Origin of the sequence: Kitasatospora sp. NPDC059795 (genome assembly GCF_042732175.1) — a bacterium.
GTDB lineage: Bacteria > Actinomycetota > Actinomycetes > Streptomycetales > Streptomycetaceae > Kitasatospora.
The window spans coordinates 1-20,459 of sequence record NZ_JBHWID010000037.1 but is presented as its reverse complement, the minus strand read 5'-3'; the positions used below and the strand labels follow the sequence as shown (position 1 = coordinate 20,459).

Below are 20,459 nucleotides of genomic sequence, written 5' to 3'. Positions count from 1 at the left end.
CGCCCGGTTACATTCCGAACCCGGAAGCTAAGCCTCACAGCGCCGATGGTACTGCAGGGGGGACCCTGTGGGAGAGTAGGACGCCGCCGAACAATTCTTCAAAAGGCCGAGGCCCCAGCGATGAGCTGGGGCCTCGGCCTTTTTTGTTGGGCTTTTTTCAGCCGAACATACCGACGGCCGGCAGACGGCGGTCGGGCACCCGGACGCGGTGCTCGCCCGTGTGCCGGACAATGGACAAGTACGGACGTACCGGGCCCTGGTGGGGTTCGGAGGTCGTCCGGATCGCGCGCTGGTGTCGATGGATCGGCAGTGGCGCCCTCTAGAGCCAGCAGTGTGCAGACAGGAGTCACCAGCATGTCGAACCCGCCCCAGGACCGGCCCGAGCGCCGAAATGACGGCGGCCGGGGCTACGAGCCCAGGTCGCGCGGGGGCTGGTCGAACGACCGTGGCCCCCGTCGTGATGACCGTGGCGAAGGCGGCGGCGGCTACCGCGGTCGTGACGACCGCGGTGACCGTGGCGGCGACCGCGGGGGTTACCGTGGCGACCGCCCGTCGTACGGCGACCGCCCGCAGGGCGGCTACCGCGGCCGCGACGACCGTCCCCAGGGCGGAGACCGCCCGCAGGGTGGTGGCTTCCGTCGTGACGACCGTGGCGACCGCCCGTCATACGGTGACCGTCCCCAGGGCGGTGGCTACCGTGGCCGCGACGACCGCCCGCAGGGTGGCGGCTTCCGCCGTGACGACCGCGGTGACCGTCCGCAGGGTGGTGGGTTCCGTCGGGATGACCGTGGCGACCGTCCGTCGTACGGTGACCGTCCGCAGCGCAGTGGCGGCTTTGAGCGTCGCGACGACCGCGGTGACCGCCCGCAGGGTGGTGGCTTCCGTCGCGATGACCGTGGCGACCGTCCGTCCTACGGCGATCGTCCGCAGCGCAGCGGTGGGTTCGAGCGTCGCGACGACCGTGGTGACCGTCCGCAGGGTGGTGGCTTCCGTCGGGACGACCGTGGCGACCGTCCGTCCTACGGTGACCGTCCGCAGCGCAGTGGCGGCTTTGAGCGTCGCGACGACCGTGGTGACCGTCCGCAGGGTGGTGGCTTCCGTCGGGACGACCGTGGCGACCGTCCGTCCTACGGTGACCGTCCGCAGCGCAGCGGTGGGTTCGAGCGTCGGGACGACCGCCCGCAGGGTGGCTTCCGTGGCCGCGATGACCGTCCGCAGGGCGGCGACCGTGGCGGGTTCCGCCGTGACGACCGCGGTGACCGCCCGCAGGGTGGGTTCCGTCGGGACGACCGTGGCGACCGTCCGTCGTACGGTGACCGTCCGCAGCGCAGCGGTGGGTTCGAGCGTCGGGACGACCGTGGCGACCGCCCGCAGGGTGGCGGCTTCCGTCGGGACGACCGTCCGCAGGGTGGGTTCCGCCGCGACGACCGTGGCGACCGCCCGTCCTACGGTGACCGTCCGCAGCGCAGTGGCGGCTTTGAGCGTCGCGACGACCGTGGCGACCGTCCCCAGGGCGGTTTCCGTCGGGACGACCGTGGCGACCGCCCGCAGGGTGGTGGCTACCGTGGCCGCGACGACCGTCCGCAGGGCGGCGACCGTGGCGGGTTCCGTCGCGACGACCGCGGTGGGGACCGTGGCGGCTTCCGTGGTCGCGACGACCGTGGCGGCGACCGTGGTGGGTACCGGGGTGGCCGGGACGACCGGGGTGGGTTCCGTGGGGAGCAGGACGAGCGTCGGCAGGAGCCGGTGCGCCGGCTGCCGATCCCGGACGACGTGACCGGGTTCGAGATCGACGCGGACGTGCGTCAGGACCTGAAGAGCCTGCCGAAGACCCTCGCCGACGACGTGGCGCGCAACCTGGTGATGGTCGCGCGGCTGCTCGACAGCGAGCCGGAGGAGGCCTACAACTACTCGCGCGTCGCGCTGCGGCTGGCGTCGCGGGTGGCGAGCGTCCGTGAGGCGGCCGGTTTCGCGTCGTACATGACGCAGCGGTACGCCGAGGCGCTGACCGAGTTCCGGGCCGCGAAGCGGATGACCGGCCGGGCGGACCTGTGGCCGGTGATGGCGGACTGCGAGCGCGGTCTGGGTCGTCCGGAGCGGGCGCTGGCGATGGCCGGCGAGCCCGAGGTGAAGCAGCTGGACAAGGCCGGTCAGGTCGAGATGCGTCTGGTCGCGGCGGGTGCCCGTGCCGACCTGGAGCAGTTCGACGCGGCCGTCGTGACGCTGCAGAGCCCGGAGCTGGCGTCCTCGGCGATCCACCCGTGGACGGCGCGCCTGCGCTACGCGTACGCCGATGCGCTGATCGCGGCGGGTCGTGCGGACGAGGCCCGCGAGTGGTTCGTGAAGGCCGTGGAGGCCGACTCGGACGGCTCGACCAACGCGTCCGAGCGCCTGGCGGAGATCGACGGCGTGGAGTTCACCGACGCGCTGGACGAGGACGCCGAGGACGAGGCCGTGGAGTCCGAGGAGCCGGCCCGCAAGCCGATCGCGAAGGACGAGATCGGCGACGACCGGATGATCTTCGAGGACGAGGAGGACGTCGAGGAGTTCTACGACGACGACGACCTCGAGATCGACGAGGACTACGACGAGAAGTCCTCCGAGGAGCAGCCGAAGAAGGCCTGACCTTCGCGCGGTGACTGAGACGGCCCCCGTTCCGGGTAGGAACGGGGGCCGTTGTCGTTTGCGGGCCGACCCGGTCGGGCCCGGCCGCGCGGGTCGGGTCAGCCGAGTTCGAGGGAGCGCAGGACCAGTCCGGTGGCCGGCTTGGGGCCGAAGGAGGTGGACTTGCGGGGCATGGTGACGCCCTGTTCGGCGAGGCGGCGGACCACGCGTTCCTCGACGGGGTGGAGCAGCACGGCGGTGCCGCCGGTGCGGGCGGCCTCGCGGACGGCGGCTTCGGCGGAGTGCAGGTAGCCGATGTGCTCGGGGCTGTCGGGGACGTGCCAGGTGCGGTCGAGCAGGGTGGCGTGCAGGACGGTGGCGTCGAGCCGGCGCCACTCCTCGGGGCGGTCGTGGCGGACGGTGGCGTCGAGGGTGCGTTCGTCGGGGCCGGTGAGCAGCAGGAAGCGGTCGTCGCCGGCGGTCAGGACGAAGGCGTTGCGGGCGTCCGTGCGGGCCTCGGCGAGGGCCTTGAGGGCGTCGGGGAGGGAGCCGGACAGTTCGGTGAGCTGCCAGACGTCGGGGTCGAGGGCGGCGATCGCGGCGTGCAGCGGCAGGCGGTGCAGGACGCGGTGGATGGCCCGGACCTTCAGCGGGTAGCGGTCGGTGTCGACCAGCAGGACCAGGCCGCGGTCCCAGGGGCTGCGGGGCAGGTGGCGGTGTTCGCGCTGGAGCCGCAGGTACATCTCCCAGCGGTGGTGGCCGTCGGCGATGAGGGCGCGGCAGGTGGCCAGGTCACGGCTGACGGCGGCCAGGTCGGCGGGGTCGGTGACGGCCCACAGCCGGTGGTGGGTGCCGTCGGTGGTGGTGACGTGGAGCAGCGGTTCGCCGGCGGCGGTGCGGTCGACGACCTCGGCGGCGCGGCCGTGGCCGCGGTAGGTGAGCAGCAGGGGTTCGAGGTTGGCGCGGGTGGTGCGCATCAGGCCGACCCGGTCGGCGACGGGCTTGGGCATGACGTCCTCGTGGGGGAGGACGATGCCGGCTTCGGGGCCGCTGACGGCGAGGGCGCCGATCAGGCCGCGTTGCAGGCCTGCGGTGGGGTGCTGCTGCTCGTAGACGTACAGGGCGGGTCGGGGGTCGGCGGTGAGGACGCCCTGCCGGCGCCAGTCGCGCAGCAGTCGGGCGGCGTGCCGGTAGCGGGTGTCGCGGTCGGGGCGGAGGCCGGAGTCCTCCGGTTCGGGGCGCGGCAGGATGAGGCGGACGATGTTGTGGGGGTCCGCGGTCTCCAGGTCCAGGCGCCGTCCGGGGTCCACCACGTCGTACGGGGGTGAGGTCACCGCGGCCAGGTCGCCGACCCGCTGGGGGTCGTAGCGCAGGCCGCGGAACGGGGACAGGGACAGCCCTGCGGTGGCGACGTGCCCGGGGTCTCCGGGGCCGCCCGAGGGCTCGTTGCCGATTTCGGCACGAGGGGCGCTCATCCTGGGCATGTTAGCCGGGTACTCCTTGTTGAGAGATCGCGGTGCGCGCGACTGTTCGGGTTGCGGGCGGTGCGGCGGGTTCGGCGCGGGAGAGCGGGGAGTGGGCGGATGAGTTACGGGAGCCACGACGGCGACGGCGCGGAGGCCGCGTCGGGGGGTTCGGCGGGGGCGCCGGGCGGCGGCGTGTACGACTGGTTCCGGCGCGGGGTGCGGTTGTTGGAGGAACGGCATCCGGCGGCGGCGGTGCAGTTGCTGGCGCGGGCGGCGGAGGCGGAGCCGGGGTCGCGGTCGATCCGGGAGGCGCTGGCGCGGGCGCAGTTCGACGCGGGGCAGTACGCGGCGGCGCTGGAGAACTTCCGGACGGTCGCGGTGGCGGACCCGTCGGACGACTACGCGCAGTTCGGGTGGGGTGTGGCGGCGGCCCGGCTGGGGGACTTCGAGTCGTCGGCGGAGCACCTGGCGCTGGCGGTGGCGATGCAGCCGGGCAACAAGCACTACCGGGCGGCGCTGCGGCAGACCCGGGCGACGCTGGCGGCGCGGGCGGGGGCGTTCGGGCCGCTGCAGCCGGGCGCCCCGGGGTACTTGGCCCCGCCGGACGAGGCGGACGAGGCGGACCGGGCGGACGGGACGGACGGGGCGGACGGACCCTAGGCCCTAAGCCCTATGGTGGCGAGTGTTCGATCGTTCGAGGTGAGTGGAGAGCAGTGATGGTGCGGAGCGTGCCGCAGGGCAGCGCGGTGGCGTTGACGGAGGCGTACGACACGGCGCTGCTCGACCTGGACGGGGTGGTGTACGCCGGGCCGCACGCGATCGTGCACGCGGTGGAGTCGTTGGAGCGGGCGCGGGCGGCGGGGATGCGGCTGGCGTACGTCACGAACAATGCGTCGCGGCCGCCGCGGGTGGTCGCGGAGCACCTGTCGGAGCTGGGGGTGCCGGCCGAGCCCGCGGACGTGATCAACTCGGCGCAGGCGGCGGCGCGGCTGGTGTCGGAGCAGGTTCCGGCGGGGTCGCGGGTGCTGGTGGTCGGCGGCGCGGGGCTGGTGGAGGCGCTGGAGGAGCGCGGCCTGGTGCCGGTGCGCTCCCTGGACGAGGACCCGGCGGCGGTGGCGCAGGGCTACGACCCGTCGGTGGGCTGGGCGGACCTCGCGGAGGCCTCGTACGCGGTCGGCCGGGGCCTGCCGTGGGTGGCGTCGAACACGGACATGTCGATCCCGACGGCGCGCGGCATCGCGCCAGGCAACGGGACGCTGGTGGCGGCCGTGTCGGCGGCGACCGGTGTGACGCCGGAGGTCGCGGGCAAGCCGCTGCCGCCGATGCACCGGGAGACGGTGCTGCGGACGGGCGCGAAGCATCCGCTGGTGGTCGGCGACCGCCTCGACACCGACATCGAGGGCGCGTACAACGGCGGCGTGGACTCGCTGCTGGTGTTCACCGGCGTCACCACGCCGGCCCTGCTGCTGGCCGCCCCGGTGCAGCACCGCCCGACCTACCTGGCGGACGACCTGCGCGGCCTGCTGGAGCCGCAGCCGGAGGTCGCGGAGCTCGGCGGCGGCCGGTTCGGCTGCGGCGGCTGGCAGGCCGGCGTGGACGGCGACGCGCTGACCCTGGACGGCACGGGCGAACGGATCGACGCACTGCGGGCGCTGTGTGCGGCGGCCTGGACGTGGGCGGACGCGAACGGGGCGGCACCGGAGGCGTCAAAGGCATTGGCCGCGCTGTGAGTTGAGGGCCGGTCGGGCGGGTGTACCCGCACTGCTTCGGGTCGTCCCGGGGGGATGATGCGCGGACGTGCGGTGAGGATTCTCGGGCTGGTGGTGGCCGTGCCGGCGTTGGTGCTGGCGGGGTACACGTACCGAACGGTCGACCGGGTGCCGGGCGGCAACTGGGCGGCCCTGACGAGCAGCCCGCCGGTGAGGCTCGACCTGTCGGTGTGGGGCCTGACCGAGCAGGACGTGGTGGCGGGTTCGTTCCGGGAGGTCGGGCGGACGGAGCAGGCGGTGGTCTTCGTCTGGTTGCTGCCGAGCGGCACGTGGGGCGCCGGAACGGTGGACCTGGCCGGTAGGTGGGGCGCCGGAGTCGCGGACCTGTCCGGCAGGGACCCGATGAGCGTGAGGTTCCACCCCCACGCGCCGACAGCGGACCCGCCTGCCACCGAGGCCATGGGCGGCGCCAGGAACGAGATCTGGACGACGCTGTTCACGGTCGAGGGCGAGGAGCCGCTGGACCTGCGCTGCGGGCGCTGGGAGGCGCGGCTGTTCCACCTCGGCGAAGCGGACGGGCAGCGCGGGCCGTACGGAATCTACCTGGCGATGGCCGGCGACGGGCCGCCGGGCGAACCGCAATTGCAGGTGCAGCGGGCGACGGGGACGGCCGTCGAGCAGCTGTCGAACTGGGGGAGGGTGCCGGGGCCGAATCCGCAGGACTGTGCGGCGAGCTGACGATCGGCCGAGCCGGTCGTGACGGCGGAGGGGCGGCGCTGCTCACGTCGCCGTCGAGCCACTGCCGTCGGCGACGTCGACGAGCGGGCCGGGGCGCAGCAGTCCTGCGGGTGAGCGTCGGTGTCAGAGCAGGCTGCGCAGGCGCAGCAGGTCGCGGAAGCTCGCGTCGAGCTTGAGGCGGCCGGTGGCCCAGGCGGTGGGGAACGGCAGCCGGCCGTCGACCAGGGCGACGAGGTCGGTGCCGGTGGTGGTGAGACGGATGTCGGCCTTGGTGGCGGGCGGGCCGGGGGTGTCGGTGATGCCGGTGAGCTGCCCGCCGGTGAGGCGTCCGGTGAAGGTCAGGCCGAGGTCGGTGAGGTGGCAGCTGAGCGACCGGTCGAGGGCGGCGGCCTTGCGGACGTCGCCGTTCGCGCCGGCGAGGTTGCGGCTGAGCTGCTCCAGTGCGCTGCGGCACTCCTCGATGGTGGCCATGGGTGCGGCGTACTCCCGTTCTCGGTGGTTCTCGGTACTTCTCGGTGATCGGTGCGGCGTCCCACGCTAACGCGCCCGGGGGACGTGCCGGCCGGGTGGGGTGAGGGGGCCGACCGTGGGGCGGGCGGGGAATGCGCGTACGGGCGGGGCGTAGGACGGGGTAGCGTCAGGGCGGGCAGTCGGTGCCCGCGGAGGAGGCGTTCGGGATGCTGCGGGATGCGGTGCGGGGTGTGGTGGTGGTCGCGACGGAGCTCGCCGAGGAGGCGAGCCGCCGGGTGCAGGACGCGGCCGAGGAGCTGCGTCGGCGGACCGGTGAACTCCCGCCTGGGGTTGAGCAGTTGCGGACGCTGGCCGAGCAGGCCGTGAGCGCCGGGGTGGGGCTCGCGGGCGCCGCCAAGGGCGAGGTCGACCGGGTCTTCGAGAAGGTCGGCGACCAGGTGGTGAAGGTCGGCGTGGTACTGAGCTTCCTGGAGTCGAAGCTGCGCGAGGTCGACGAGCCGACCGCCGCGGCCGAGCCCGAGACGCCGCCCGAGGAGCAGCCGGAGGCGGAGCCGGTGGTCCGGCCGGCCGCCCGGGCCAAGGGCCTGTTCGACGCCGGGTGGGACGCGGAGCCGGTGGAGCCGGTGGTGGAGACGGCCTCGGAGCCCGAGCAGCCGGTGCCGCCGGTGAAGCGGGCGACTGCCCGCAAGGGCGCGGCGGCCAAGCAGGCGGCGGCCAAGCGTTCGGTGCCGCGGAAGGCCCCGGCGACGCCGAAGACGGTGGCGAAGAAGGCCGCCGCGAAGAAGGCCGCTCCCGCGAAGAAGACGGCGGCGGAGAAGACGACGGCGAAGAAGACGGCGGCGGCGGTGAAGAAGGCTGCCGCCGCGGACAGCCCGTCGGCCCCGCTGCCCGCGCAGGCGAAGAAGGCCGCGCCCGTACGGAAGTCCGTGGCGGCGCAGAAGTCGGTGTTGACGCCGACATCGGCGACCAAGGCCGCGTCGAAGCGCACCAAGGCCGCTGACGGCGCGTCGGCCGCGAAGCCGGTGAAGAGGACCGCCGCCCGGAAGACCGCCGCGAAGCCCGAGGGCGGGGACGCCGGCGGTGAGTGAGATGCAGTGGACGGGCGAGCCCGAAGTGGACGAGGTGCTGGCCCGGCTGGGGGAGGCGGACGGGGTGGGGGCGGGGGAGCGGGTCGAGGTGTACGAAGATGTTCATGCGCGGCTCGCCGCGACCCTCGCGGCGCTGGACCGCGAGTGACGATTGCGGAATGTGGGAGCTGACGTAGCAGTGGCAGTGGCACGACGCCGTCTGGATGCGGAGCTGGTGCGGCGGAATCTGGCCCGGTCGCGGGAGCACGCGAGCGAGCTGATCGCGGCGGGTCGGGTGACGGTGGGCGGCACGGTGGCGACCAAGCCGGCGACGCAGGTGGAGACGGCGGCGGCCGTGGTGGTCGCGAAGGACGACGACGACCCGGACTACGTGTCGCGCGGCGGCCACAAGCTGGCGGGCGCGTTCGCCGCGTTCGTCCCGCAGGGCCTGGTCGTCGAGGGCCGCCGGGCGCTGGACGCGGGGGCGTCCACGGGCGGCTTCACCGACGTCCTGCTGCGCGCGGGCACGGCGCACGTGCTGGCGGTGGACGTCGGCTACGGGCAGCTCGCCTGGTCGCTGCAGAGCGACGAGCGGGTGACGGTGATGGACCGCACCAACGTGCGGGAGCTGACGCCGGAACTGATCGGCGGCACCCTCGTCGACCTGGTGGTGGGCGACCTGTCGTTCATCTCGCTGGGCCTGGTGCTGCCGGCGCTGGCCGGCTGCGCGGCGCCGGACGCGGACCTGGTGCTGATGGTGAAGCCGCAGTTCGAGATCGGCAAGGAACGGCTGGGTTCGGGCGGCGTGGTGCGTTCGCCGGAGCTGCGGGCCGAGACGATCCGCCAGGTCGCCTCGCAGGCCTGGAAGTTGGGCCTGGGCGTGCGCGCGGTGACGGCGTCGCCGCTGCCGGGACCGTCGGGCAACGTCGAGTATTTCCTGTGGCTGCGCCGGGACGCGGACCAGCTGGATCCGGCCGAGGCGGACCGGGCCGTGGCGGAGGGGCCGAAGTAGGGTACTTGGCAGGCGTCCGAGCGTTGCGCAGACTGGCATGCCGCGGCCGGGCCAGCAGGGTCCGGCAGGCGTAGGGAGAGGGCAGCGGGCAATGAGCGATCGTCGTACGGTCTTCCTGATCGCGCACACCGGCCGGGAGGCCGCCCTGCGCAGTGTGGAAGGGCTGGTGGACGGCCTGCTGAAGGCGGGGATCCGGATCCGGCTGCTGGAGGCGGAGGCGGTGGGCCTGGACCTGCCGGACGGGGTGGAGCTGGTCCCGGGCGGGCCGGGCGCGGCCGACGGCTGCGAACTGATCCTGGTCGCGGGCGGCGACGGCACGCTGCTGCGCGGGGCGGAACTGGCCCGCGAATCGGGGCTGCCGATGCTCGGCATCAACCTCGGCCGGGTCGGCTTCCTCGCGGAGGCGGAACGCGACGACCTGGCGACGGTGGTGGACCGGGTCGTCGACGCCGACTACGCCGTCGAGGAACGCATGACCATCGACGTCCTGGTGCGCACCAACGGCGATGTGCTGCACGAGGACTGGGCGCTGAACGAGGCCTCGGTGGAGAAGGCGGCACGCGAGCGGATGCTGGAAGTCGTCACCGAGGTGGACGGCCGCCCGGTGTCGAACTTCGGCTGCGACGGGGTGGTGCTCTCGACGCCCACCGGCTCGACCGCGTACGCGTTCTCCGGGGGCGGGCCGGTGGTGTGGCCGGAGGTGGAGGCGCTGCTGATGGTGCCGATCAGTGCGCACGCGCTGTTCGCCCGCCCGCTGGTGACCTCGCCGGACTCGGTGCTGGCGGTGGAGGTGCAGCCGCGGACGCCGCACGGGGTGCTGTGGTGCGACGGGCGCCGCTCGGTCGAACTCCCGGCCGGCGCACGGGTGGAGGTCCGGCGCGGCAAGACGCCGGTGCGACTCGCCCGGCTGCACCGGGCGCCGTTCACGGACCGGCTGGTCGCGAAGTTCGCGCTGCCGGTGACGGGGTGGCGGGGGCGGTCCCGGAGCGTCTGAGGGGGCGCGGGGGGCTGCGCGACAAGCGCAAGGCCCGTCCGCAAGGTCGCGATCACGTGCAGGTCATGGTCCTGCGTCGCGATCTTGCGGTCGGATCCTTCCGCTTCGCGCAGTTCCCCGCGCCCCTGGTGGTGCTCTCCCTGATTCTGCTCTCCACCGTTACAGGCTGCACGGTTCCGGGCCGTCCGTCGTGAAGCGCTCGGTGCCGGCGAGGGCGGCGGCTTCGGCGATGCGGGTCAGGGCGTGGGGGACGTGGGCGGCGGGGAGGGTGAGGGGGAGGCGGAGGTACTCCTCGAACGCGCCGTCGATGCCGAAGCGGGCGCCGGAGGCGATGCGGACGCCGAGGCGTTCGCCGGCCCTGGCGAGGGCGGTGGCGGGCAGGCCGGGGGTGGCGACCCAGAGGGCGAGGCCGCCGGGGGGCAGGGTGAAGCGCCAGTCGGGGAAGTGCCGGGGCAGGGCGTCGGCGAAGGCGTGGGCGGTGGCGCGGAGGCCGGCGTGGCGTTCGGTGCGGACGGCCGTCAGGTGCTCGGTGAGCAGGTGGGCGGCGATCAGCTGGTCGAGGACGGGGGTGCCGAGGTCGAGCAGAGCCCGGTCGACGGCCAACTTCCGTACCAGGGACGGCTGGGCGCGCAGCCAGCCGATCCGCAGGCCGGGCCAGAGCAGTTTGCCGGCCGAGCCGACGGTGATCACCCGGGCGTCGCGGTCGAGTGCGGCGAGCGGTCGGGGCATGGCGGAGTCGTCGACGCCCCAGCCGAGTTCGGTGCAGGTCTCGTCGGCGAGGACGGCGGTGCCGGCGGCGCGGGCGTGGGCGAGCAGGGCGCGGCGGCGGTCCTCGTCGATCAGGGCGCCGGTGGGGTTCTGGAAGTCGGGGATGGTGGAGGCGAGTTTGGGGGCGGCGCCGCGGAGCACCCGCTGCCACTGGGGGAGGTCCCAACTCGGCTGCCCGGCGCGGTCGGTGGTGAACGGGACGGGGACCAGGCGGGCGCCGGAGCGGTCCAGGGCGCGCAGGGTGTTGGGGTAGCCGGGCGCTTCGACGGCGACCCGGTCGCCGCGGGTCAGCAGGGCCTGGTGGGCCAGGTGCAGGGCGCTCATCGCGCCGGTGGTGATCAGGATCTGTTCGGGGCCGGTGGGCAGGCCGCGTTCGGTGTAGCGGCGGGCGACGGCCTCGCGCAGGACGGGCAGGCCGGTGGGGTAGGTGCCGTGGCCGGCGGCGTAGGCGGGCAGCCGGTCGAGGGCGTGGGCGGCGGCGTCGGCGAGCTGCGGCGGGGCGGTGGGCGCGGCCAGGCCGAGGTCGAGTTCGGTGCCGGGCCCGTCGGCGCCGAGCGGGTGCAGGGTGTCGGCGGGCGGCCGGGTGCCGTTCGGGAGGGCCGTCCAGGAGCCGGCGCCGCGTCGTGAGCGCAGGAAGCCGTCGGCGCGCAGGGCCTCGTAGGCGGCGGCGACGGTGGTGCGGCTGAGGCGGAGTTCGGCGGCGAGTTCGCGTTCGGCGGGCAGCCGGGTGCCGGCGGGGAAGCGGCCGTCGGCGACCAGCCGGGAGACCCGGTCGGCGAGCGAGCGGTAGGCGGGGCGGCGGCCGTCCGCCGGGGGCAGTTGGCGGGCGAGTGCGTGCGGGGTCAGCGTGCTGTGCCACTCGGCCATCGGAAATCAGTCCACTCGGATCGGATTGGCCCTGTCGGGTGCCCTTTTGGACCGTCCATAGTGACGGTCAGTGCCGAGGAACGGCAAGCACCGCACGAAAAGAGGTCCACCCGATGGCACTCGCCCTGCCCCACGTCACCACCGATCTGCCCCGCCGGCTGCTCCGGCTCGCCGCCGGCCTGGTGCTGTACGGCGTCTCGATGGCCCTGGTGCTGCGCTCCTCGCTCGGCGGCAACCCGTGGGACGTCTTCCACCAGGGCCTGGCCCGGCACCTCGGCCTGAGCGTCGGCACCTGGGTGACGCTGGTCGGCCTGCTGGTGCTGCTGCTGTGGATACCGCTGCGGCAGCGGCCAGGCGTCGGCACCGTCGGCAACGTCGCCGTCCTCGGCGTCGCGATGGACGCCACACTGGCGCTGCTGCCGCACCCGCACGCGCTCGCCGCCCGGATCCCGCTGCTCGCCGTGGGCATCGTGCTGAACGCCGTGGCGACCGGCCTGTACATCGGGGCGCGGCTCGGCCCGGGCCCGCGCGACGGCCTGATGACCGGCCTGCACCGGCGCACCGGCCGTTCCGTGCGGCTGATCCGCACCTGCATCGAGTTGACCGTGCTGACCGTCGGCATCCTCCTCGGCGGCACGTTCGGCGTCGGCACGGTCGCCTACGCGCTGGCGATCGGCCCGCTGGTCCAGTTCTTCCTGCCCCGACTCACGGTGCCGGAGCCCGCCACTGTCGGGTGAACCGGGGGGCGGTCGTCGCGAACCGACGGTGGAACCTCGTAAGGTCGTCTCCGTGTTGGACGAGATGCGGATACGGGATCTGGGTGTCATCGACGACGCGGTGGTCGAACTCGCCCCCGGCTTCACGGCCGTCACCGGTGAGACCGGAGCCGGCAAGACCATGGTGGTGACCAGCCTCGGGCTGCTGCTCGGCGGCCGGGCCGACCCGGCGCTGGTGCGCAACGGCTCCGCGCGGGCCGTCGTGGAGGGCCGCCTCGCCCTCGACCCGGCCTCCCCGGTGGTGGCCAGGGCCATCGAGGCGGGCGCCGAACTCGACGACGGCGAACTGCTGATCAGCCGCACCGTCTCCGCCGAGGGCCGCTCCCGCGCGCACGTCGGCGGCCGCTCGGTGCCGGTCGGGCTGCTCGCCGAACTCGGCGAGGACCTGATCGCCGTGCACGGCCAGACCGACCAGCAGCGGCTGCTGCGCCCGTCCCGGCAGCGCGGCGCGCTCGACCGGTACGCGGGCGAGGCGGTCGCCGAGCCGCTGGCCCGCTACCGCGAGGTGTACCGCACCCTGCGCGAGGTGTCCGCGACGCTGGAGGAGCTGACCACCCGGGCCCGCGAGCGCGCCCAGGAGGCCGACCTGCTGCGTTTCGGCCTGGAGGAGATCGCCGCCGCCGAACCCGTCGCCGGGGAGGACGGGGAGCTGGCCGTCGAGTCCGAGCGCCTCGGCCACGCCGACGCGCTGTCCTCCGCCGCGACGCTCGCGCACGCCGCGCTGGCCGGCGACCCCGCCGACCCGGAGGCGGTGGACGCGGGCACCCTGCTCGCCCAGGCCCGCCGCGCCGTCGACGCGGTCCGCCACCACGACGAGCGCCTCGCGCAGCTCGCCGACCGCCTCGGCGAGGTCGGCTACCTGCTCGCCGACGTGGCCGGCGACCTCGCCGGGTACGCCGACGACCTGGACGCCGACCCGGTCCGGCTGGCCGCCGTCGAGGACCGCCGCTCCGTCCTCGCCCACCTGGTCCGCAAGTACTCCGGCACCGAGGGCACCCTCGCCGAGGTGACCGCCTGGGCCGAGGCCGGCTCGGTGCGGCTGCTGGAACTCGACGGCGACGACGAGCGGATCGACGAACTCGGCGCGCAGGAGACCGAGTTGCGCACCCAGCTGGCCGACCTGGCGGTCGAGGTGTCGCAGGCCCGGCACGCCGCCGCCGGCACCTTCGCCGGCGCGGTCTCCGCCGAGCTCGCCGAACTCGCCATGCCGCACGCCCGGGTGACGTTCGCGATCAGCCAGGTCGACGACCTGTCCGGGATCGAGGTCGACGGCCGCACCGTCGCCTACGGCCCGCACGGCGTCGACGAGGTCGAGGTGCTGCTCGCCCCGCACCCCGGCGCGCAGGCCCGGCCGATCGCCAAGGGCGCCTCCGGCGGCGAGCTGTCCCGCGTCATGCTGGCCGTCGAGGTGGTGTTCGCCGGCGCGGACCCGGTGCCGACCTACCTGTTCGACGAGGTCGACGCGGGCGTCGGCGGCAAGGCCGCCGTGGAGATCGGCCGCCGCCTCGCCAAACTCGCCCGCAGCGCCCAGGTCGTGGTCGTCACCCACCTGCCGCAGGTCGCCGCGTTCGCCGACCGGCACCTGGTGGTGGAGAAGACCAACGACGGCGTGGTCACCCGCTCCGGCGTGAAGACCCTCAGCGACGAGGAGCGGGTGCGCGAGCTGTCCCGGATGCTCGCCGGCCTGGAGGACTCCGAGCTCGGCCGGGCGCACGCCGAGGAACTCCTCGAAGCCGCCCGCACCGCCCGGGCCCGCTGATACCTCGTGCGGCACGCGCCGCCCGGACCTGCCGGGTCCGGGCGACGCGCCCGCAGCGGTGCCGACTGTCCAAGAGGGCGACCGACCTGGCATCGTGGCGAGCGGACACCAGCTGACAACGAGTCGGAGCGAAAACGACGTGGACCATTCCGCCGCCCGGGCCACCGCGGCCCCCCAGCTGCACGTGGTGCTCGTCCTGGCCGCCGCGACCGGCGGGATCGGCGCGCACGTGCGCTCCCTGACGCAGGGTCTGGTCGCCCACGGGGTGGCGGTCACCGTCTGCGCGCCCGAGGGCACCGACCGCCGGCACGGCTTCACCACGGCCGGCGCCCGCCTGCACACGGTGGACATCACCCCCACCTCGGGAGCCCGCTCCGACGCCGTCGCGATCGGCGAGCTGCGCCGCGCCTTCACCGGCGCCGACGTCATCCACGCCCACGGCCTGCGCGCCGGCCTGCTGTCCGACCTGGCGCTGCGCACCGCCGGCCGGTTCCCCGGCATCCGCCCGGACACGCCGCTGGTGGTCACCTCGCACCACGCGCTGCTCGCCACCGGACTGGAACGCCGTCTCCAACGCCTGATGGAACGCCGGGTGGTGCGGGCCGCCGACCTGGTCCTCGGCGCGTCCTCCGACCTGGTCGCCCGGGCCCGCGAACTGGGCGCCACCGACGCCCGGCTCGGCCCGGTCGCCGCCCCGCCGATGCCGCCCGCCGAGCTCGACCGCGCCGCGGCCCGCGCCGCCGCCCTGCCCGGCGGCGACGACGGCCGGCCCGTGGTGCTGGCGATCGGCCGCCTGGTCGCGCAGAAGTGCTTCTCACTGCTGCTGGACGCCGTCCCGCACTTCGCCGCGCCCGGCGAGCCGATGCCGCACGTGCTGCTGGCCGGCGACGGCCCCGAACGGCAGGCGCTGACCGAGCGGGTGCGGGCCGAAAAGCTGCCGGTGGACGTCCTCGGCTACCGCTCCGACATCGCCGACCTGCTGGCCGCCGCCGACCTGGTCGTGCTCTCCTCCCGCTGGGAGGCCCGCTCGCTGGTCGCCCAGGAGGCGATGCGGGCCGGCGTGCCGGTGGTCGCCACCGCCGTCGGCGGCGTCCCCGAACTGGTCGGCGACGCCGCCGTGCTGGTGCCGTTCGCCGACCCGCGGGCGCTCGGCGGCGCCGTCCGTGAACTCCTCGGCGACGAGAAACGCCGGGTCGCACTCGCCGACGCCGGCCGCGCCCAGGCCCGCACCTGGCCGGACGAGGCCGCCACCGTCGCCCAGGTGCTGTCCGTCTACGACGAATTGGTGCAGCGTCAGAACTGACGTCGCATCAGTGCGACGACAGGTTCAGCCCGCCCGCGGCGGTCAGCCGCAGTGCCGTGTCGATCAGCGGAACGTGGCTGAACGCCTGTGGGAAGTTGCCGACCTGACGGCGTGAACGCGAATCCCACTCCTCGGCGAGCAGCCCCAGATCGTTGCGGAGCGCCAGCAGCCGTTCGAACAGCTCGCGGGCCTCGCCGACCCGTCCGATCATCGCCAGGTCGTCGGCCAGCCAGAACGAGCAGGCCAGGAACGCCCCTTCGTGGCCGGACAGGCCGTCGACGTTGTTGCCCTCGTCGTCGTGCGTCGGGTAGCGCAGCACGAAGCCGTCCTCGGTGGACAGTTCGCGCTGGATCGCCTCGATGGTGCCGATCACCCGCTTGTCGTCCGGCGGCAGGAAGCCGACCTGCGGGATCAGCAGCAGCGAGGCGTCCAGCTCCTTGCCGCCGTAGTACTGGGTGAAGGTGTTGCGCTCCGGGTCGTAGCCCTTCGCGCACACGTCGGCGTGGATCTCGGCGCGCAGCTCCTCCCAGCGCGCGGTGAGGCCCTCCGGGGCGTTCTCCAGCTGCTCCAGCAGCTTGAGGGTGCGGTCGACGGCGACCCAGGCCATCACCTTGGAGTGCACGAAGTGCCGGCGCGGGCCGCGGACCTCCCAGATGCCCTCGTCGGGGTTGCGCCAGTGGTCCTCCAGGTACTCGATCAGGCGCAGTTGCAACTGGTGGGCGTGGTCGTGCCGGGCCAGGCCCGACATGGTGGCCAGGTGCAGGGCCTCGACGACCTCGCCGTACACGTCGAGCTGGAGCTGCCCGGCGGCGCCGTTGCCGATCCGGACCGGGCGGGAGTCCTCGTAGCCGGGCAGCCAGTCGAGCTCGGACTCGGTGAGTTCGCGCTCCCCGGCGATGCCGTACATGATCTGCAGGTTCTCCGGGTCGCCGGCCACCGCCCGCAGCAGCCACTCGCGCCATGCCCGGGCCTCCTCGCGGTAGCCGGTGCGCAGCAGCGAGGACAGGGTGATCGCGGCGTCCCGCAGCCAGGTGTAGCGGTAGTCCCAGTTGCGTTCGCCGCCGAGGTCCTCCGGCAGCGAGGTGGTCGGGGCGGCGACGATGCCGCCGGTCGGGGCGTAGGTGAGCGCCTTCAGGGTGATCAGCGAGCGGACCACGGCCTCCCGGTAGGGGCCCTGGTAGCGGCACTGCTCGACCCACTCGCGCCAGAACCGCTCGGTGGACTCCAGCGCGCCCTCGGCGTCCGGCGGCGCGGGCGCCGGCTCGTGGGAGGCCTTCCAGGTCAGCCCGAAGGCGATCCGCTCACCGGCGCTGACGGTGAAGTCCGCGTACGTGGTCAGGTCGCGGCCGTAGGTCTCGGCCCGGCCGTCCAGCCACACCGAGTCGGGCCCGGCGACGGCGACGGTGCGGTGCCCGACGCCGGGCTGCTCGACCCGGTGCACCCAGGGCACGATCCGGCCGTAGCTGAAACGCATCCGCACCGCCGAGCGCATCCGGACGGCGCCGGCCAGGCCCTCCACGATGCGGATCATCTGCGGCACGTCGGGGGTGCCGAGCAGGTGCCGCGGCGGCATGAAGTCGATCACCCGGACGGTGCCGCCCTGGGTGTCCCACTCCTGCTCCAGGATCAGCGAGTCGCCGCGGTAGCGGCGCCGGTCGCAGGGCAGCGCGGGCGCGGCGGCCGTCACCGGCGGGATCGGCGGCTCGCCGTCCAGCAGGGTGCGGGGCGGCGGGGCGGCGGCGGGCGGCGGCTCGACGGGCAGTGCCGGGCCGATCCGCCAGAAGCCGTGCTCGTCGGTGCCGAGCAGGCCCGCGAACACCGCCGGCGAGTCGAACCGCGGCAGGCACAGCCAGTCGACCGCGCCGTCGCGGCGCACCAGCGCGGCCGTCTGCATGTCCCCGATGAGCGCGTAGTCCTCGATGCGACCGGCCATGGCTCTCCGTTCCCAGCGGCCCAGCATGCCCCGGCGGCGGCGGTGCGCACGGGTCGGGGGTGCGCGCGGGTCGGGGGTCGGGCGAGGATGTCGACGTTTGAGCAGAATACGTGGATTTGGATGTTTCGGGCGTGTTCAGCACCCCGCCCGTCTGCCCACACCCCTTGTGCCGCATGCCCTCCGGGCCTGTTCCGGGCCGCCCGGATGAGCTGTCCGGCCGACGCGCCGGAGGCCTCTCCACCCGGACGCGGGCAAGCACTCGCCGGGGCACTGATACGCTGGTATCCCGTGGAACTGGTGGGAACGAGGGCCGGGAGCCCCTCCACCGGCGTCACTCTCCGACACGACACCCACGGGAGCCCCCTCTTGGCACAGCCCCATTCCGGCAAGTCGGCCAACGGCCGCGCCGTGACGACCAAGCACCTCTTCGTCACCGGGGGTGTCGCCTCTTCGCTCGGCAAGGGCCTCACCGCCTCGAGCCTCGGCGCGCTTCTCAAGGCCCGCGGCCTGCGAGTGACGATGCAGAAGCTCGACCCCTACCTCAACGTGGACCCGGGCACCATGAACCCGTTCCAGCACGGTGAGGTCTTCGTCACCGACGACGGCGCCGAGACCGACCTCGACATCGGTCACTACGAGCGCTTCCTCGACACCAACCTGCACGGCTCGGCGAACGTCACCACCGGCCAGGTCTACTCCACGGTGATCGCCAAGGAGCGGCGCGGCGAGTACCTCGGCGACACCGTCCAGGTCATCCCGCACATCACCAACGAGATCAAGTCCCGGATCCGCCGGATGGCGACCGAGGACGTCGACGTGGTCATCACCGAGGTCGGCGGCACCGTCGGCGACATCGAGTCGCTGCCGTTCCTGGAGGCCGTCCGCCAGGTCCGCCACGAGGTCGGCCGCGACAACGTGTTCTTCGTGCACGTCTCGCTGCTGCCCTACATCGGCCCGTCCGGCGAGCTCAAGACCAAGCCCACCCAGCACTCGGTGGCCGCGCTGCGCAACATCGGCATCCAGCCCGACGCGATCGTGCTGCGCGCCGACCGCGAGGTGCCGCAGGCCATCAAGCGCAAGATCTCGCTGATGTGCGACGTCGACGAGGAGGCCGTGGTCGCCGCGATCGACGCCAAGTCGATCTACGACATCCCGAAGGTCCTGCACGCCGAGAACCTCGACGCCTACGTGGTGCGCCGCCTCGACCTGCCGTTCCGCGACGTCGACTGGACCGTCTGGGACGACCTGCTGCGCCGCGTCCACGAGCCGCAGCACGTGGTCAAGGTCGCCCTGGTCGGCAAGTACATCGACCTGCCCGACGCGTACCTGTCGGTGACCGAGGCGCTGCGCGCCGGCGGCTTCGCCAACAACGCCCGCGTCGAGATCAAGTGGGTCACCTCCGACGACTGCGAGACCCCCGAGGGCGCGCAGGAGCAGCTCGGCGACGTCGACGCGATCTGCATCCCCGGCGGGTTCGGCGACCGCGGTGTCGACGGCAAGGTCGCCGCGATCACCTACGCCCGCGAGAACAAGATCCCGCTGCTGGGCCTGTGCCTGGGCCTGCAGTGCGTGGTCATCGAGGCCGCCCGCAACCTGGCCGGGCTGCCGGAGGCGAACTCCACCGAGTTCGACTCCGCCGCGAAGTACCCGGTCATCTCGACCATGGCCGAGCAGCTCGCCATCGTCGACGGCAAGGGCGACCTGGGCGGCACCATGCGTCTGGGCCTGTACCCGGCGAAGCTCGCCGAGGGCTCGATCGTGCGCGAGGTGTACGGCGGCGAGCAGTACGTCGAGGAGCGCCACCGTCACCGCTACGAGGTCAACAACGCGTACCGCGCCGACCTGGAGAAGACCGGCCTGCAGTTCTCCGGCCTCTCCCCGAAGGGCGACCTGGTCGAGTACGTCGAGTACCCGCGCGAGGTCCACCCCTACCTGGTCGCCACCCAGGCCCACCCCGAGCTGAAGTCCCGCCCGACCCGGCCGCACCCGCTGTTCGCGGGCCTGGTCGCGGCGGCGATCGACCGCAAGGTCGGCTGACGCGTTCTCGGTTTCCGAAGCCGCCCGTCCCGGAGTTCGCTCCGGGGCGGGCGGCTTCGGCGTGTCGGGGGCGGGGCGTCCGGTAGATTGCGTCTATCTGACGAGAAGGGGTGGTGTCCTGATGACCGGGATTCGCGACGTGGCCGAGGAATGGGACGTCCGGGACGGGCACACGCCCTTCCAGGGCCGGATGACCGGCATGCGCTCCGAGCAGGTGCGGATGCCCGACGGCAGCTGGGCGCAGCGCGACTACCAGATCCACCCCGGCTCGGTGGGCGTCCTCGCCGTCGACCAGCAGGCCCGCGTCCTCGTCCTGCGCCAGTACCGGCACCCCGTCCGGCACCGGCTCTGGGAGCTGCCGGCCGGGCTGCTGGACGTTCCCGGCGAGAACCCGCTGCACGCGGCGCAGCGGGAACTCTTCGAGGAGGCCTACTGCAAGGCCGGCAACTGGCGCGTCCTGGTCGACTTCTACACCTCGCCCGGCGGCAGCGACGAAGCCCTGCGACTCTTCCTCGCCACGGAGCTGTCGGAGGCGGACGGGGAGCGGTACGCCGCGCACGGGGAGGAACTGGAACTGGAGTCGGCCTGGGTCCCGCTCGAACAGCTCATCGACCTCGTCCTCGCCGGCGAACTCCACAACCCCACGCTGGTCACCGGCACCCTCGCCCTCCACGCCGTGCTGGCCCGCGGCGGCGTCGACACGCTCCGGCCGGCGGATGCGCCTTGGGCGGCCCGGCCGTTCTGAGGGGGCGCTCCGCGCGGGGTGGCGGGGGTGCTGGGGTGCGCTCCGCGCGGGGTGGCGGGGGTGCTGGGGACGCGCTTCGCGCGGGGTGGTGGGGGTGTTGGGGGTGCGCTTCGCGCGGGGTGGTGGGGGTGTTGGGGGTGCGCTCCGCGCGGGGTGGTGGGGGGGGTTCTGCGGCCGACCGCGCCGCGTTGGGGGGCCCGGGCGGCTTCA

The 20,459-nt window shown here is 74.0% G+C and carries 17 protein-coding genes, 1 rRNA gene and 1 pseudogene; 15 read left to right on the top strand and 4 right to left on the bottom strand.

Annotation, left to right across the window (positions count from 1 at the left end):
- From rrf to ACFV4P_RS35380, 3 genes and pseudogenes are all read left to right on the top strand, one after another.
- Positions 1-92 (top strand): 5S ribosomal RNA (gene rrf / locus ACFV4P_RS35390); the annotation flags it as partial.
- Positions 93-810: 718 nt separating this feature from the next.
- Positions 811-1,707: pseudogene (locus ACFV4P_RS35385) on the top strand (hypothetical protein); the annotation flags it as partial.
- Positions 1,708-1,746: 39 nt separating this feature from the next.
- Complete coding sequence (locus tag ACFV4P_RS35380; RefSeq protein WP_380477597.1) at positions 1,747-2,625, top strand: tetratricopeptide repeat protein; 879 nt, start codon at positions 1,747-1,749, stop codon at positions 2,623-2,625.
- A gap of 98 nt (positions 2,626-2,723) precedes the next feature.
- Here ACFV4P_RS35380 and ACFV4P_RS35375 read toward each other — a convergent pair whose 3' ends face one another.
- On the bottom strand, positions 2,724-4,079 hold the full coding sequence (locus ACFV4P_RS35375; RefSeq protein ID WP_380477595.1) for a DUF1015 family protein: 1,356 nt from the start codon (positions 4,077-4,079) through the stop codon (positions 2,724-2,726).
- A 108-nt stretch (positions 4,080-4,187) separates the two neighbouring features.
- On the opposite strand from ACFV4P_RS35375, the gene ACFV4P_RS35370 reads away from it, so the two are divergent.
- From ACFV4P_RS35370 to ACFV4P_RS35360, 3 genes are all read left to right on the top strand, one after another.
- Positions 4,188-4,730: a tetratricopeptide repeat protein gene (locus ACFV4P_RS35370; protein WP_380477594.1), complete on the top strand. Its 543-nt coding sequence runs from the start codon at positions 4,188-4,190 to the stop codon at positions 4,728-4,730.
- Positions 4,731-4,786: 56 nt separating this feature from the next.
- Entirely contained in the window at positions 4,787-5,800 is a 1,014-nt protein-coding gene (locus ACFV4P_RS35365; protein WP_380477593.1) for an HAD-IIA family hydrolase, read from the top strand.
- 72 nt (positions 5,801-5,872) lie between these two features.
- Positions 5,873-6,517 (top strand): hypothetical protein, encoded by a 645-nt coding sequence (locus ACFV4P_RS35360; RefSeq protein WP_380477592.1) that lies wholly within the window; start codon positions 5,873-5,875, stop codon positions 6,515-6,517.
- Between the two features lie 123 nt (positions 6,518-6,640).
- Here the strand turns inward: ACFV4P_RS35360 and ACFV4P_RS35355 are convergent, their stop codons facing one another.
- Positions 6,641-6,988, bottom strand: coding sequence for an SCP2 sterol-binding domain-containing protein (locus ACFV4P_RS35355; protein ID WP_073819432.1), 348 nt, complete (start codon positions 6,986-6,988; stop codon positions 6,641-6,643).
- Positions 6,989-7,194: 206 nt separating this feature from the next.
- On the opposite strand from ACFV4P_RS35355, the gene ACFV4P_RS35350 reads away from it, so the two are divergent.
- The 4 genes from ACFV4P_RS35350 to ACFV4P_RS35335 all read left to right on the top strand — a co-directional run bounded on the left by ACFV4P_RS35350 (position 7,195) and on the right by ACFV4P_RS35335 (position 10,061).
- Positions 7,195-8,076, top strand: coding sequence for a hypothetical protein (locus tag ACFV4P_RS35350; RefSeq protein ID WP_380477591.1), 882 nt, complete (start codon positions 7,195-7,197; stop codon positions 8,074-8,076).
- On the top strand, positions 8,069-8,224 hold the full coding sequence (locus tag ACFV4P_RS35345; RefSeq protein WP_158071988.1) for a hypothetical protein: 156 nt from the start codon (positions 8,069-8,071) through the stop codon (positions 8,222-8,224). The genes ACFV4P_RS35350 and ACFV4P_RS35345 overlap by 8 nt, the downstream gene beginning before the upstream one ends.
- A gap of 36 nt (positions 8,225-8,260) precedes the next feature.
- On the top strand, positions 8,261-9,067 hold the full coding sequence (locus ACFV4P_RS35340) for a TlyA family RNA methyltransferase (protein ID WP_380477590.1): 807 nt from the start codon (positions 8,261-8,263) through the stop codon (positions 9,065-9,067).
- A 91-nt stretch (positions 9,068-9,158) separates the two neighbouring features.
- Entirely contained in the window at positions 9,159-10,061 is a 903-nt protein-coding gene (locus ACFV4P_RS35335) for an NAD kinase (RefSeq protein WP_380477589.1), read from the top strand.
- 159 nt (positions 10,062-10,220) lie between these two features.
- Here ACFV4P_RS35335 and ACFV4P_RS35330 read toward each other — a convergent pair whose 3' ends face one another.
- Positions 10,221-11,696, bottom strand: a complete 1,476-nt coding sequence (locus tag ACFV4P_RS35330; RefSeq protein ID WP_380477588.1) for a PLP-dependent aminotransferase family protein — start codon at positions 11,694-11,696, stop codon at positions 10,221-10,223.
- Between the two features lie 113 nt (positions 11,697-11,809).
- On the opposite strand from ACFV4P_RS35330, the gene ACFV4P_RS35325 reads away from it, so the two are divergent.
- The 3 genes from ACFV4P_RS35325 (at position 11,810) to ACFV4P_RS35315 (ending at position 15,534) form a co-directional block, all read left to right on the top strand.
- Positions 11,810-12,433: a YitT family protein gene (locus ACFV4P_RS35325; protein ID WP_073819423.1), complete on the top strand. Its 624-nt coding sequence runs from the start codon at positions 11,810-11,812 to the stop codon at positions 12,431-12,433.
- Positions 12,434-12,497: 64 nt separating this feature from the next.
- Positions 12,498-14,231: a DNA repair protein RecN gene (gene recN, locus ACFV4P_RS35320; protein WP_380477596.1), complete on the top strand. Its 1,734-nt coding sequence runs from the start codon at positions 12,498-12,500 to the stop codon at positions 14,229-14,231.
- Positions 14,232-14,370: 139 nt separating this feature from the next.
- Positions 14,371-15,534: a glycosyltransferase family 4 protein gene (locus tag ACFV4P_RS35315; RefSeq protein WP_380477587.1), complete on the top strand. Its 1,164-nt coding sequence runs from the start codon at positions 14,371-14,373 to the stop codon at positions 15,532-15,534.
- A gap of 7 nt (positions 15,535-15,541) precedes the next feature.
- Here ACFV4P_RS35315 and ACFV4P_RS35310 read toward each other — a convergent pair whose 3' ends face one another.
- Entirely contained in the window at positions 15,542-17,494 is a 1,953-nt protein-coding gene (locus ACFV4P_RS35310) for a glycoside hydrolase family 15 protein (RefSeq protein WP_380477586.1), read from the bottom strand.
- Positions 17,495-17,833: 339 nt separating this feature from the next.
- On the opposite strand from ACFV4P_RS35310, the gene ACFV4P_RS35305 reads away from it, so the two are divergent.
- On the top strand, positions 17,834-19,504 hold the full coding sequence (locus ACFV4P_RS35305; protein ID WP_380477585.1) for a CTP synthase: 1,671 nt from the start codon (positions 17,834-17,836) through the stop codon (positions 19,502-19,504).
- Between the two features lie 121 nt (positions 19,505-19,625).
- On the top strand, positions 19,626-20,249 hold the full coding sequence (locus tag ACFV4P_RS35300; RefSeq protein WP_380477584.1) for an NUDIX domain-containing protein: 624 nt from the start codon (positions 19,626-19,628) through the stop codon (positions 20,247-20,249).
- Positions 20,250-20,459: the final 210 nt, after the last annotated feature.

Bases quoted from the DNA above. Each gene is read 5' to 3' on its own strand.
- ACFV4P_RS35375 (WP_380477595.1), bottom strand. From the start codon at position 4,079: ATGAGCGCCCCTCGTGCCGAAATCGGCAACGAGCCCTCGGGCGGCCCC.
- ACFV4P_RS35370 (WP_380477594.1), top strand. From the start codon at position 4,188: ATGAGTTACGGGAGCCACGACGGCGACGGCGCGGAGGCCGCGTCGGGG.
- ACFV4P_RS35365 (WP_380477593.1), top strand. From the start codon at position 4,787: ATGGTGCGGAGCGTGCCGCAGGGCAGCGCGGTGGCGTTGACGGAGGCG.
- ACFV4P_RS35355 (WP_073819432.1), bottom strand. From the start codon at position 6,988: ATGGCCACCATCGAGGAGTGCCGCAGCGCACTGGAGCAGCTCAGCCGC.
- ACFV4P_RS35350 (WP_380477591.1), top strand. From the start codon at position 7,195: ATGCTGCGGGATGCGGTGCGGGGTGTGGTGGTGGTCGCGACGGAGCTC.
- ACFV4P_RS35335 (WP_380477589.1), top strand. From the start codon at position 9,159: ATGAGCGATCGTCGTACGGTCTTCCTGATCGCGCACACCGGCCGGGAG.
- ACFV4P_RS35330 (WP_380477588.1), bottom strand. From the start codon at position 11,696: ATGGCCGAGTGGCACAGCACGCTGACCCCGCACGCACTCGCCCGCCAA.
- ACFV4P_RS35325 (WP_073819423.1), top strand. From the start codon at position 11,810: ATGGCACTCGCCCTGCCCCACGTCACCACCGATCTGCCCCGCCGGCTG.
- recN (WP_380477596.1), top strand. From the start codon at position 12,498: ATGCGGATACGGGATCTGGGTGTCATCGACGACGCGGTGGTCGAACTC.
- ACFV4P_RS35310 (WP_380477586.1), bottom strand. From the start codon at position 17,494: ATGCTGGGCCGCTGGGAACGGAGAGCCATGGCCGGTCGCATCGAGGAC.
- ACFV4P_RS35300 (WP_380477584.1), top strand. From the start codon at position 19,626: ATGACCGGGATTCGCGACGTGGCCGAGGAATGGGACGTCCGGGACGGG.